We start from the raw sequence: 14,356 nt of genomic DNA, 5'->3' as shown, positions 1-14,356 counted from the left end.
CTCGTCACCTCGTCTCTTCTTTGCGCTCCTTCGCACGCAACTGACCGCAGGCTGCATCAATATCATGACCTTGTTCACGGCGAATCGTTACATTTACTCCACGATCTTTTAACGTTTTCTCGAACAAGAAAATTTGTTCACGTGGCGTACGTACATAATCACGTTCAGGTACGTAGTTTACCGGAATCAAGTTCACATGACATTTTACACCTTTTAAGAGCGCAGCAAGCTCTTCAGCATGCTCTACTTGGTCATTTTCTCCTCCAAATAATCCATATTCAAAAGTAATACGACGCCCTGTTCTATTTACATAGTATTTAATAGCTTCCATTAAATCTGGTAATTTATAAGCACGGTTAATCGGCATTAATTTTGAACGTAATTCTGAGTTTGGAGCATGCAATGAAATCGCAAAATTAATTTGTAGATCTTCTTCAGCAAACTTATAAATTTTCGGGATAATTCCACTCGTCGAAACAGTCATATGTCTCGCACCAATATGAAGTCCTTTTTCATGGTTAATGATGCGTAAGAATCCCATTAAATTATCATAGTTATCAAATGGTTCTCCAATCCCCATAACAACAAGAGAACTTACACGTTCTTCTGTTTCATCAAGCGCGCGCTGAACTTCTACTACTTGCGCTACGATTTCTCCAGCTTCTAGGTTTCGCTTTAATCCACCAAGTGTCGAAGCACAGAACGTACACCCAATACGACAACCAACTTGCGTTGTTACACAAATGGAATTTCCATATTCGTGTCGCATTAATACCGTTTCAATAGAATATCCGTCATATAATTGGAATAAGAATTTAATTGTTCCATCCGAAGACGTTTGTTTTACTAACGTGTTTAAAGTAGTAATATCAAAGGAATTCGACAATTTATCACGCAATCCTTTAGAAAGGTTTGACATATCCTCATAATTTTTTACACGTTTTTTATATAACCAATCAAAAATTTGTCCAGCACGGAACTTCGGTTCTCCTTGTTCCTTTAACCAATCTTGCATTTCATGAAGTTGTAAAGAGTAAATTGATGGTTTCTTCGTTTCTAAATTTTTCTTTTGTTTTCTTACAGTCGTTTCCATGATGCTACACCTTCTTCCTTAAACAAGCAATATAAAAGCCATCCGTCGCAAAATAATGCGGTAAAATTTGTACTTGACCTTCATCAATATACGGAGTTAATTTTTCTGGCATACGCTCTTTAAGCGTAGTATCCCATTCAAATTCAGGATGTTCTTGTAAAAATTTCTCTATTACTTGTTCATTTTCTATTTTCTCAATTGTGCACGTACTATAAACAAGACGACCGCCTTGTTTTAATAATGGTGCTATTTTTTCTAGTATTGCAATTTGAATCGTCGATAATCTTTCACTATCGCCTTTATCTTTTCCTAACTTAATATCAGGTTTACGTCTAATTACACCAAATCCAGAACACGGTGCATCTACCAATATTTTATCAAACGTTTCATTCGCAAAGTGTTCTTGCACTTTTCTAGCATCTAGCGCTTTAGTTTCGACATTTTCTAGACCAAGTCGCTCTGCTTGCTGTTTAATTAAACGTACTTTGTGTGCATGTAAATCAAGGGACATGACCTTACCAGTTCCCTTTAATCGTTCCGCGATATGCGTTGTTTTTCCGCCTGGAGCAGCACAACTATCAAGAACTGCATCTCCCGTATTCGGTTCTAAAGCGCGTGCTACAAGCATAGAACTTTCATCTTGAATAGAAAGAAATCCTTTTTTAAACGCTTCTGTATGCGCTACATTTCCTCTTTCAATCTGAATTGCATCATCTGATAAGTCACCACGTTTTGCTTCTATACCTTCACTTGCCAACAACTCAATCGCTTCTTCTACCGTTACCTTATCAACATTCACACGCGCTGTTGGTACAGGTGGTAACATGTTTACTTCGCACATTTTTTCTGCAGTTTCTAAACCGTATTCTGAAGTCCACTCTTGGACAAGCCAAACTGGATGACTTGTTGTAATTGCAAGACGTTCTACTGGATCCTTGATTTCATCTACAGAAGGTACACCTTCTCTCTGAATCGAACGTAATACACCGTTCACCATACCAGCAATTCCTTTATGCCCGCGACGCTTTGCAATCTCAACCGCTTCATGAATAGCCGCTCTTTCTGGCACTCGGTCTAAATAAATCATTTGATATAAAGATAAGCGAAGCAATACTCTTACCCACGCCTCAACCTTCTTTTTTAGAAAAGGCTGTAAATAATAATCTAATGTGTCACGACGTTGAATCGTTCCATATACAATTTCAGTTAATAAACCAATATCTTTTCTATCAATTGCACTTTTTTCAATTAGATTATTTAAAAGTAAGTTGCTATATGCACCACTTTTTTCCACTTGAATTAAACCATCAAGAGCTAATTCACGAACATTTTGTCTCATGCATTTTCTCCTAACTTCGTTCCAATTTCAGGTTTTGTTCCACGTAAAAATTGTGAACAACTCATACGCTTTTTACCAGAAGGTTGCAATTCAGTAATTTTAACACCTGTTTCATTACTCGTTGCTACAACAAAACCATCTTCTTCGATTGCAACAATTGTACCTGCTTCAGCCGGTTCAGTTATAGGCACTTTTTCTCCCCACCATACTTTAACAACTTGTCCTGCTAAAGTTGTATAAGCAACTGGCCATGGATTCAATCCGCGAATGTGATTGTATACTTCTTCACCTGTTTTTGTCCAATCAATTTTCTCTTGCTCACGTTTTATATTGTACGCAAACGTTACTTCTTCTTCGTTTTGTTTAATCGGTTCTAACTTACCTTGGATTAATAAAGGTACTGTTTTAGATAGAAGGTGTGCTCCTGCTTCACTTAATTTATCAAATAATGAGCCTGTCGTTTCACGCTCTTCAATTTCAACTTCCACTTGCGTTAAGATATCACCAGCATCCAATTTTTCTACCATATACATAATTGTAATACCTGTTTTTTCTTTACCTTCCATAATTGCATAATGAATTGGTGCACCACCACGAAGTTCAGGAAGTAAAGAAGCGTGAACATTAATACATCCATACTTCGGTGCTTCTAAAATTTCATTTGGTACAATCTGCCCAAATGCAGCTGTTACAATTAAATCTGGCTCTAATGCCAATACTTTTTCATATTCATCTTTTTCACGAATTTTTAACGGCTGTAACACAGGGATACCATGTTTTTCCGCTTCAACTTTAACAGGTGTAGGTGTTAATACTTTTTTTCTACCTACTGGACGATCAGGTTGCGTCACAACACCTACTACCTCATAGCCATCTTCAATAAGACGACGAAGCACCGGCACTGAAAAGTCCGGTGTTCCCATAAACACTACTTTTATCATTTAAAAACCGCTCCTTTTAACACCTATTCTAGTTCGTTTTCTTCATAATATCTTGTCACTTTCGATGTAAATAAAACACCGTGTAAATGATCGATTTCATGTTGAATTGCACGCGCTAAAAATCCTTCCGCTTCTAATAAGAATACTTTCCCACGGCGATTTTGTGCTCTTACTTTAATATAATCGGCACGTTCTACTTCACCATAAAGTCCCGGGAAGCTTAAACAGCCTTCGGGACCTACTTGTTCACCACGTTTTTCTAATATTGATGGATTGATTAACTCGATTTTCCCAGTATCATCATCGACATCAACAACCGCTACTTGCAAGCTTACACCTACTTGAGGCGCAGCTAAACCGACTCCGTCCGCAATTAACATTGTTTCATGCATATCTTTCAACAATTTCACTAACTTTTTATCAAAGTTAATTACTCTTTCGCATGGTGTTTCTAACACTTCATTTGGATGCTTTATTATTTCTAAAACTGCCATATTTCCCTCCGCTACATTAACATTGTTGGATTAAAATCAATTGAGATTTGTAGCTCTTTTTGCATTTCTGCTTGATAATGTTCATTTACCATTTTGAGCACGTTCTTTAAGTTTGGTTCCCGTTTGTATTTTATCATGCATTGATAACGATATCTATCTTTTATCCTTGGAATCGCTGAAGCAACTGGTCCTAGCACCATTGTTTGCTGTGAGCAATGCGTTCGTAAATACGAGGCAATTTTTTCCGTCACTTGTACCGCTTTTAATAATTCAGGATGAGATACAGTTACGAGTACAACATAGTAATATGGGGGATATTGTCTTGTTCGTCTCATTTGCATTTCTTGGTCAAAAAACACATCATATTGTTGGTTCTTCGCTAACTCTATACTGTAATGTTCTGGCGTATACGTTTGAATCACAACTTCCCCTGGCAATTCATGTCTACCTGCTCGTCCACTTACTTGCGTCAATAGCTGATATGTCTTTTCACTCGCCCGAAAATCAGGTAAGTGAAGCATCGTATCTGCAGTTAAAACCCCAACGAGCGTTACTTTCGGAAAATCTAATCCTTTAGCAATCATTTGTGTTCCGAGTAATATATCTGCTTTTTCTTCCCCGAACGCCTTTAATAATTTTTCATGCATTCCTTTTCGACTTGTCGTATCTACATCCATTCGAATGACTCGTGCCTCTGGAAATAGTTTTGTAATTTCTTCTTCTACCTTTTGTGTACCTGTACCAAAGAAACGAATGTATGTACTTTGACAAGCTGGACACTCAGTTGGCATATTCTCTTCGTAACTACAATAATGACATTTTAAACGATGATTCATTTTATGATATGTCAATGAAATATCACAATGCGGACATTGAACAACATACCCACAATCACGGCACATAACAAATGTAGAATGACCTCTTCTATTTAAAAAGAGTACCATTTGTTCTTTCTTTTCTAATCGATCTGCTATTTTTTCATGCAGCGCCTTAGAAAACATTGATCGATTCCCGTCACGAAGTTCTTCTCGCATGTCAACAATCTCTACCGTTGGTAAAGCTTGTTCATTCATACGTTTTTCCATTGTTAATAGTTCATAAACACCTTTTTTCGCCCTTGCAAACGATTCAAGTGTTGGTGTCGCACTACCAAGAACGATAGGACATTTATGATATTGTCCTCTCCAGACAGCTACATCTCTTGCATGATACCTCGGATTATCTTCTTGTTTGTAACTTGATTCATGCTCTTCATCAATAATAATAATCCCTAAATTCTCAAAAGGCGCAAAAACAGCTGAACGCGCACCAACTACAACTTTCACTTCTTTTCTTAAAATCTTACGCCACTCGTCATACTTTTCTCCAACAGACAACGCACTATGAAGAACTGCAACTTGTGAGCCAAACCTACCTTTAAAACGATCCACCATTTGGGGCGTTAGTGCAATTTCAGGAACAAGAACGATAGCTTCTTTTCCTTTCTTGAGCACTGCTGCTATAGATTGTAAATATACTTCTGTCTTTCCACTTCCTGTAACACCATATAGTAAAAATGGATTATAAGTTTCATTTGTAATTGATGATAAAATCGGTGTAATAACTTGTTTTTGTTCCTCCGTAAGTGGAAATGGTTTTGTTTGTTCAAAATCATCATCGTCATACGGATTTCGGTATACTTCCACATACTTTTCTGAAATGAATCCCTTTTTAACAAGTGCTTTTATTGGAGCATCTGTTATTTGTAACTCTTCTGTAATTACTTTCAACGGTGCACTTTTATAATTTTCCACAAAATAATAAAGTACATCTTGTTGTTTTTTACTTTTCAGTTCAAATGCCGCTAATTCCAATTTATCTTCTGGCAACTCCGGCTGAACCACTCTTTGCTTCTTCTTTTGTACTTTATCTTTCACTTGATAAACGACTTCAACCGTACCATTTTTAATTTCTTGTTGAATAGCTCGGTATAAATGTGGCTGTTGCTCGATTACTTCAAAATCAATTGCTTCTTTATCCTGAAATAAATATAGTATTTCAGGTGCTATTTCTTCCTGTTTACAAAGTTGTAGACGTTTTTTATACGTTGCTTTTATCGCAGTTGGAAGCATCACTTGAAAAGCTGAAATCATGTAGCATAACGTTTCACTTGTAAGCCAATATCCAAGCTTTAATAATTCATCATTTAAAACCGGTGTTACATCTAATATTTCATGGATTGTCTTTAACTTCTTACTTTCTACATCCACCGAATCTTTAATCCCAATAATAAAACCTTGCAATTTTCTTGGGCCAAACGGAACTACTACACGCATTCCTGTCTGTACAATATCTTCCCATTTTTTAGGGATAATGTAATCAAATGGTCGATCTGTCTGACGGGCAGGTACATCAACAATGACACTTGCAAATTTCATAAACGATCATCTTCTAACATCATTTCAATTTGCTTCAATATTTCACGAGCTACCTCTTTTTTCATTAAAAGTGGCAACTCAATAACTTTTCCATCTTTTCTATACATTGTTACAATATTCGTATCCGTGCCAAATCCAGCTCCTTGCGCTTTTACATCATTCGCGACAATCATATCTGCATTTTTCTCACGTAGTTTTTTCGTTGCATATTCCTCTACATTTGTCGTTTCAGCAGCAAAACCGATAAGTAACTGTTTATCCTTTTTCTGACCTAACGTTTTTAAAATATCCACCGTTCTTTCAAGTTCAATGACAGCATCACCATTTTGCTTTTTCATTTTATTCTCATGAACATATTTCGGACGATAATCTGCAACTGCTGCTGTTTTAATGACAACGTCTACGTTTTGATAATGTTGAAGAACCACTTCTAACATATCTTGTGCAGATTCCACTTGCACTGTCGTTACATGTAACGGTGGATTTAATGCTGTCGGTCCTGAAACGAGTATAACATCAGCGCCTAAATTCGCTGCCACTTCCGCAATCGCATACCCCATTTTTCCAGAAGAAAAATTTGTCATAAAACGAACTGGATCAACCTTTTCACGTGTTGGGCCAGCAGTTATTAATATTCTTTTGCCCTGCAATGGTTTGTGTTCTGAGAAAGCTTCCTCTAACCGTGCGATAATTGCTTCAGGTTCTTCTAGTCGTCCCTTCGCTACATATCCACATGCTAAAAAGCCTTCCCCAGGCTCAATAAATGTATATCCTAGCGTTTTCAATGTCATCATATTTTTTTGAACTATTTTATTTTCATACATATGCACATTCATAGCAGGCGCAATCCATACCGGAGCTGTAGTAGCTAACAAAGTAGTTGTAATCATATCATCTGCAATACCACCAGCTAACTTTCCAATACAATTGGCAGTAGCAGGTGCGACAAGTACAACATCCGCCCAATCTGCTACATCAATATGAGCAATAACAGCTGAGTCTTTCTCATCAAATGTATCCGTATATACATCATGGCGAGAAAGCGCTTGGAATGTAAGAGGCGTAACAAACTTCATTGCCGACTCACTCATCATTACTTTTACAATCGCGCCAGATTGTGTCAATTTACTCGTTAACGCAGCTGCTTTAAAAACCGCAATGCCTCCTGTTACACATAGAAGTATCTTTTTCCCTTTTAGCATATGACTCGTCCTCTTTCTTTTTCAAACTTATAATACTGAAATAGAATTCTCAGCTCGTCAGTACCAATATTTCATTCCTTTCGTAAAAAAATAACAACCTACTTGTAAATAGGTTGTTACCGTTACATAGAAAATTATAAAGTCTATGTTTTATTTTGTCGAAGGCAAAGGCTTATTCAGCTACTTTATCTTCACTTGGTACGTAGCTTAATGCTTCTGCATCGATTTCTTCTAATGCTTTACCTACACATTTATGAGAAACAGGTTTTTCTACAACACAGTTATTAGCAAGTTGCATTTCACGCGCGCGTTTTGCAGCTACTGTTACTAATGTGTACTTAGAATCGATTTTTTGTAGTAATGAGTCAATTGATGGATTTAACATAATTATAGACCCTCCGTCATTTCTTTATAATATTTTGCTACCCTTTCGCGGCGGCAATGTTCGCCAACCACAATTGCTTTAATTCTATCACAGGCTAATTCAACTTGATCGTTTTCTACTACATAGTCGTAAGCGTCCATCATCTCGATTTCTTCTTTCGCTACAGTTAAACGATTTTCAATAACATCTTCAGTCTCTGTACCACGTCCGACAATACGGCTTTTTAGTTCAGATAAACTTGGAGGTGCTAAGAAAATAAATACACCTTCTGGGAAAGCTTTCTTAACTTGAATTGCTCCTTGCACTTCAATTTCTAAGAATACATCTTTTCCTTCTTGTAATGTTTTTTCAACATAGTCAATCGGTGTTCCGTAATAATTACCTACGAACTCAGCCCACTCAAGTAATTTTTCATTACGAATCATTTCCTCGAATTCTTCTCTTTCTTTAAAGAAATAATCCACACCATCTACTTCACCTTCACGCGGCTTACGTGTCGTTACTGAAATAGAGTACTGAAAACGTGTATCCTCATGGCTAAACAGCTCTTTACGAACCGTCCCTTTTCCAACCCCAGAAGGCCCTGAAAGAACGATGAGCAATCCTCTTCTACTTCTCATAAATATGTAAAACCTACCCTTCCTCACTTAAATCTTCTTTATTATTCAAACGATGTGCAATCGTCTCTGGTTGAATTGGACTTAATACAACATGCCCATCATCCATAACAATAACCGCCCTTGTTTTTCTCCCATACGTAGCATCAAGCAAAGCATTATGTTCGCGTGCTTCTTGTACTGTTCGTTTAATAGGAGCTGACTCCGGACTTACAATAGCAATAATTCGATGAGCAGATACAATATTTCCGTATCCAATATTTAAAAACCGCATGGCCATAGTTTGCGCCTCCTAGTAAGTCTATCCGATTTCTCCACCACGTATAACTTTATATATTTTTTGAAAGCTACTCAATATTTTGTACTTGTTCACGAATTTTTTCAAGGTTATTTTTCATTTCTACAACATATTTTGAAATTGTTAAGTCATTTGCCTTAGAACCAATCGTATTAATTTCTCTATGCATCTCTTGCACGATGAAATCCATTTTCCTTCCAACAGGCTCTTCAATCTGCAATGTTTCACGAAATTGCTCTAAATGACTTTGCAAACGAACTAACTCTTCATGAATATCACAACGCTCTGCAAAGATTGCGACTTCTGTTAGCAATCTTTGTTCATCTAGATCTTGATTATGTAATTCTTTTAAGCGATTTTCTAATCGTTCACGATATTTTTGTGTAACAATTGGTGCATGTGGAATAATTGCATTTACACAATTGCTAATCTCTTGTAAACGATACGCTATATCTTTATGTAATCGTTCTCCTTCGCCATCTCTCATCGTTTTCAACATATGAGCAGCTTGACGAACAGCCTCATATAAACTGTTCTCAAAATGTTCATTTACATTTTCTATTTCTTCAATTGCTGTTACTTCTGGCATTGCCATTAATTGCTGAAGTGTAATAGAATCTTGTAATTGAAATTTCCCTTTTATATCTTCCATCATCGATTGGTACTGCTCAAGAAGTGACCAATTCACACTTAATTTTCTTTCAACAAGTCCTTCACCCGCTATACTAATAGACACTTCAATGCGTCCACGTCGAACTTGCTGTGCAATTATTTTACGAATTTTGTCCTCAAATACCATCATTTGCTTAGGAAGTCGAATACTCATCTCTAAAAAACGGTGGTTCACCGATTTCATTTCTACTGTAATTTGAAAAGTATCACTTTCTACTTTCGATCTTCCAAACCCTGTCATACTAGAAATCATTTTTATCACATCCAAGCCATAAAATAACTCAATGAAAAAGGTAATAGAGACAAGGCTCTACTACCTTCTGTAAATTATATCACATTTTCATAACATTGACTATTTCAAGTTTAATCCCTTCTTATATAATATCGGCTTTTTCTTCTTAGCCTTTTTCCCTGTTAATAAAGAACCTACTAGTAAGAAAGTCGGAATTGATGACAAACCTCCAATTAATAACCAATCTCTTGCTTGTATCGGCATTGTGCTAAAGATTGGTTGTAACGGTGGATAATATATAACCACTAGCATGAGTAGTAACGAAATAATAACCGCCCCTACTAAATACACGTTCCCAAATGGATTACGGTGAAAGACAGAATGCTCACTACGACAATCAAATACATGAATAAGCTGAGCAAGTACCAACGTCGCGAACGCTACAGTTTGTGCATATTTCAGTTCATTTGGATGTTGGTTATACGCAATAATAAACGCCACTAACGTCACTGCCCCAATTAAAAACCCTCGACTTATTATTTTCCACGCAAGCCCTCTAGCGAATACCCCTTCTTTCGGGTGACGCGGTGTTCTCTTCATCACATCTCCTTCAGCCTTATCCAAACCTAATGCCATCGCTGGTAAACCATCAGTAACTAAGTTCACCCATAAAATTTGAATAGGAACCATCGGCAGTGGTAATGCAAGTAACATCGCAAATAACATAACTAAAATTTCTCCAACATTTGACGCCAATAAGTAGCGAATGAACTTACGTATGTTCTCATATATATTTCTTCCTTCTTTAATTGCTGATTTAATTGTAGCAAAATTATCGTCTAGTAAAACAAGTGAAGAGGCTTCTTTCGCAACATCTGTCCCTGTAATTCCCATCGCTATCCCAATATCCGCTGTTTTTATCGCTGGAGCATCGTTCACTCCATCACCTGTCATCGCTACTATATGTCCTTGATTTTGCAGTGCCTTAACAATTTTCAATTTATGCTCAGGTGATACACGAGCGAATACATACGTATCTTCTACAACATTTTCTAATTCCTCCACATCCATATTCGCGAGTTCTACTCCTTCAACAACGCGTCCATCTGGTGGTAAAACTCCTAATTGTTCAGCAATCGCCATTGCTGTCACTTTATGATCACCTGTAATCATTACTGTTCGAATACCAGCTTCTTTACACTCTTTTACCGCCTGCGCCACTTCTGGCCTTGGCGGGTCAATCATACCTTGTATTCCAACCAACATAAAATCTTTTTCAACGTCTCTTTCATGTTCAATAGAATCCGTGACTTTTAAAGGTTTAAACGCAACTGCAATTGTTCGAAGCGCTTGACTACCTAAGCTATGAATAGCCGCCTGTACTTCTTTTCTATATAGCTCACTTAACGGCTGCTGCTTATCCCCCCATAAGATTGTTTGACTCAGTTGCAAAAGAACATCCGGTGCTCCTTTCGTAACAATAAACTTTTTCCCCTCTCGATCTCGTACAATAACACTCATCATTTTTCGAGTTGAATCAAAGGGGAATTCACGAATAATTTCAAATTTCCCTTTTAATGCCTCACGTGTTATCCCGGCTTTCATTGCTGCAGCTACAAGCGCTCCCTCTGTCGGATCTCCATCTAATACGTACGCCTTTTTCTTTTGAATAATATTTGCATTGTTACATAGTGAACCAAATGTAAGCAGCTGATAAAGTGATTTTGTCTTAGCTGGATTCACTTCTTTTTCACCTTTCATAAAAGAGCCATTAGGTTCATATCCTTGCCCTGTCACTTTCCACAATTCTCCGCCTGACCACATATGTGTTACCATCATTTTGTTTTGCGTCATTGTTCCCGTTTTATCAGAGCATATAACAGAAGCGCAGCCTAACGTTTCTACGGCCGGTAACTTCCTTACAATTGCTCTCTTTTTTATCATACGCTGTACACCAAGTGATAAAGCTACTGTAACAATTGCTGGCAATCCTTCTGGAATAGCCGCAACAGCTAGCGATACGCCAGCTAAAAACATATGATATACTTCATTCCCTTGATACACACCAGCCAATACAACGAGCGCTGTCAAAATAAGAGCTACAATAATTAATATTTTTCCGAGCTGTTCTAACCTTCTTTGCAGTGGCGTTTCCATTTGCTCTGCATTTTGCAACATATTTGCAATTTGCCCCATCGCTGTATTCATACCAGTTGCTACAACAACTCCTGTACCAGATCCTCGCGTAATCATTGTCCCCATAAAAGCCATATTTTTTTGATCCCCAATTGCAACATCTTGCCCTTGCAATGCTTCTACCTTCTTTTGTACAGGTACGGACTCCCCTGTCAAAGCAGACTCTTCAATATATAAACTTGATGCCTCAACAAGACGCACATCAGCCCCAATACGATCACCACTGGAAAACTTAATAATATCCCCTAAAACAAGTGCTTTAGATGGTGCTTTTACCCACTTTCCATTCCGCATTACAGTAACTTGCGGAGCGGCTAGTTCCTTTAAAGCTTCCAATGATTTTTCAGCTTTTCTTTCTTGAAAAAAGCCGAGAATACCATTGATAATAACAATGGCAACAATAGCAATAGAATCAATGTATTCACCTAAAAACGCAGAAACAATTGTTGCTCCAAACAAAACGAGTACCATGAAATCTTTAAACTGTGCTAAAAATACCATTAGTGCAGAAGGCCTTTTTGCTTCTTCTAATTCATTAGTACCAAATTTCTTTACTCGCCCTTCTGCTTCTTTCTCTGTAAGTCCAACCTTTACATTCGTATTCGTTCTTTCTTCCACTTCATGTGCTCGCATTCCATACCAGTTCATCCTGCTATCGACCTCCTGATTCCAGACATACTCTATTGAAAGCTTATTCAGCCTCGTCCAAAAAAATGCTATAATTAACATTTAGTTAGAAAGGAGTGTTCATTTATGGCATTCGATGGATTATTTACAAGAGCGATTACACATGAAATTGAAAATTCTCTTTACACAGGAAGAATTTCCAAAATATATCAACCTTCAAAATACGAGATTTTATTACATATTCGAGCGAATGGAAAGAACCAAAAACTAATTCTTTCATCTCATCCTACATATGCGCGTATGCACTTAACGAATCAAAACTACGATTCGCCAGCAATACCGCCGATGTTCTGTATGCTTCTTCGCAAACATTTAGAAGGTGGATTTATTGAAAAAATTGAACAAATCGACTTAGAACGCATTATTCAAATTACAGTTCGCAGTCGTAATGAAATCGGAGACGAATCATTAAAAACATTAGTAATTGAAATAATGGGACGACATAGTAACATTATCTTATTAGATACGAAAACAAACGTGATTTTAGATAGCTTAAAACACGTTTCATTAGCCGTAAACCGTCACCGAACTGTATATGCTGGTGCTGAGTACGTCGCGCCACCAGCCCAACATAAAATCAATCCTCTGCAAATTGAAACTGCAGATGATTTTATTAGACCGCTAGACTTTCTATCTGGAAATATGGATAAACAACTCGTCGGTGCTTTCATGGGAATATCCCCATTATTTGCAAAAGAAGTAGTAAAGAAAGCCGGTATGGTAAACGAGAAAGCATTATCAGAAGCATTTTTCTCTATACAAACACCATTACTATCTCATGCATATACACCTACAATGATTACTGCAAAGGGAAAAGAATTCTTTTATCTTTTCCCTCTTACACACTTGCAAGGAGAAGAAAAAACATTCTCATCAGTGAGCGAATTGTTAGATCGTTTCTTCTTTGGCAAAGCAGAACGTGATCGTGTAAAACAACAAGCTCATGATTTAGAACGCTTTATGCAAAACGAAAAAAATAAAAACGAGAAAAAACTCATTAAACTCGAAAAAACACTGCAAGATGCTGGAAAAGCAGATAAATATCAACTATTTGGAGAGCTACTTACAGCCAATATGTACGCTTTAAAAAAGGGCGATAAAGATATTGAGGTCGTTAATTATTACGATGAGAATGGTGGAACTGTAAAAATTACATTAGATCCTTTAAAAACACCATCTGAAAATGCACAACGCTATTTCCAAAAGTATCAAAAAGCAAAAAATTCAGTTGTTGTTGTAGAAGAACAAATCGAAAAAACAAATGAAGAAATTCTTTATTTTGATAGCTTACTTCAACAAATGGAAGCTGCTTCTTCAAAAGATATTGAAGAAATTCGTGAGGAATTAGCTGAAGAAGGTTATGTGCGCAATCGTAAAACGAAAAACGCAAAGAAAAAGCCTACTAAACCAGTATTAGATAAATATGTAGCAAGTGATGGCACAGAGATTTTCGTTGGTAAAAACAATAAACAAAATGATTATTTAACAACGAAGTTTGCCCGCCGTGATGAAATTTGGTTACATACGAAAGACATACCTGGCTCTCACGTTGTCATTCGTTCTTTAGAGCCTGCTGAAGAAACTTTACTAGAAGCTGCCAAAATTGCTGCCTATTACAGTAAAGCGAAAGAGTCTAGCTCTGTACCTGTTGATTTCACCAAAATACGCCATGTCAAAAAACCGAGTGGTGCAAAACTTGGTTTTGTTACGTACGACAATCAGCAAACCGTATATGTAACACCAGATGTTGATATTGTAATGAAATTAAAAGCGTAAATAAAAA

Annotated in this window: 12 protein-coding genes; 1 reads left to right on the top strand and 11 read right to left on the bottom strand. The window is 37.1% G+C overall.

Going from position 1 to position 14,356, the window contains the following annotated elements; genetic code table 11:
- Positions 1–4: 4 nt before the first annotated feature.
- The 11 genes from rlmN to ACTFRY_RS05105 form a co-directional block, all read right to left on the bottom strand.
- Complete coding sequence (rlmN, locus tag ACTFRY_RS05155) at positions 5–1,093, bottom strand: 23S rRNA (adenine(2503)-C(2))-methyltransferase RlmN (protein ID WP_000450541.1); 1,089 nt, start codon at positions 1,091–1,093, stop codon at positions 5–7.
- A gap of 4 nt (positions 1,094–1,097) precedes the next feature.
- The gene (rsmB, locus tag ACTFRY_RS05150; protein ID WP_001249666.1) at positions 1,098–2,432 is read right to left on the bottom strand and encodes a 16S rRNA (cytosine(967)-C(5))-methyltransferase RsmB; all 1,335 of its coding nucleotides are present in this window, start codon (positions 2,430–2,432) and stop codon (positions 1,098–1,100) included.
- Positions 2,429–3,373, bottom strand: a complete 945-nt coding sequence (fmt, locus tag ACTFRY_RS05145) for a methionyl-tRNA formyltransferase (RefSeq protein ID WP_000598804.1) — start codon at positions 3,371–3,373, stop codon at positions 2,429–2,431. The genes rsmB and fmt overlap by 4 nt, the downstream gene beginning before the upstream one ends.
- A 23-nt stretch (positions 3,374–3,396) precedes the next feature.
- A complete protein-coding gene (gene def, locus ACTFRY_RS05140) occupies positions 3,397–3,867 on the bottom strand; it encodes a peptide deformylase (protein WP_000279455.1) in 471 nt (156 codons plus the stop codon).
- An 11-nt stretch (positions 3,868–3,878) separates the two neighbouring features.
- Positions 3,879–6,284, bottom strand: a complete 2,406-nt coding sequence (gene priA / locus ACTFRY_RS05135) for a primosomal protein N' (protein ID WP_016118548.1) — start codon at positions 6,282–6,284, stop codon at positions 3,879–3,881.
- Positions 6,281–7,486: a bifunctional phosphopantothenoylcysteine decarboxylase/phosphopantothenate--cysteine ligase CoaBC gene (gene coaBC / locus ACTFRY_RS05130; RefSeq protein WP_000911761.1), complete on the bottom strand. Its 1,206-nt coding sequence runs from the start codon at positions 7,484–7,486 to the stop codon at positions 6,281–6,283. The genes priA and coaBC overlap by 4 nt, the downstream gene beginning before the upstream one ends.
- A 172-nt stretch (positions 7,487–7,658) precedes the next feature.
- Positions 7,659–7,871, bottom strand: coding sequence for a DNA-directed RNA polymerase subunit omega (gene rpoZ, locus ACTFRY_RS05125; protein ID WP_000933960.1), 213 nt, complete (start codon positions 7,869–7,871; stop codon positions 7,659–7,661).
- A gap of 2 nt (positions 7,872–7,873) precedes the next feature.
- Positions 7,874–8,491 (bottom strand): guanylate kinase, encoded by a 618-nt coding sequence (gene gmk, locus ACTFRY_RS05120; RefSeq protein WP_001257741.1) that lies wholly within the window; start codon positions 8,489–8,491, stop codon positions 7,874–7,876.
- Positions 8,492–8,504: 13 nt separating this feature from the next.
- Positions 8,505–8,768: an extracellular matrix/biofilm regulator RemA gene (gene remA, locus ACTFRY_RS05115; protein WP_001251456.1), complete on the bottom strand. Its 264-nt coding sequence runs from the start codon at positions 8,766–8,768 to the stop codon at positions 8,505–8,507.
- Positions 8,769–8,835: 67 nt separating this feature from the next.
- Positions 8,836–9,711 carry a YicC/YloC family endoribonuclease gene (locus ACTFRY_RS05110; RefSeq protein ID WP_000625869.1) on the bottom strand — a complete coding sequence of 292 codons (876 nt, stop codon included), beginning with the start codon at positions 9,709–9,711 and terminating at the stop codon, positions 8,836–8,838.
- A 99-nt stretch (positions 9,712–9,810) separates the two neighbouring features.
- The gene (locus tag ACTFRY_RS05105) at positions 9,811–12,534 is read right to left on the bottom strand and encodes a calcium-translocating P-type ATPase, SERCA-type (RefSeq protein ID WP_001104775.1); all 2,724 of its coding nucleotides are present in this window, start codon (positions 12,532–12,534) and stop codon (positions 9,811–9,813) included.
- A gap of 105 nt (positions 12,535–12,639) precedes the next feature.
- On the opposite strand from ACTFRY_RS05105, the gene ACTFRY_RS05100 reads away from it, so the two are divergent.
- A complete protein-coding gene (locus ACTFRY_RS05100; RefSeq protein WP_061663123.1) occupies positions 12,640–14,349 on the top strand; it encodes an Rqc2 family fibronectin-binding protein in 1,710 nt (569 codons plus the stop codon).
- Positions 14,350–14,356: the final 7 nt, after the last annotated feature.

Source organism: Bacillus cereus group sp. MYBK195-1 (genome assembly GCF_051916605.1).
GTDB lineage: Bacteria > Bacillota > Bacilli > Bacillales > Bacillaceae_G > Bacillus_A > Bacillus_A cereus.
This window is presented reverse-complemented; position numbering and strand designations above follow the sequence as displayed.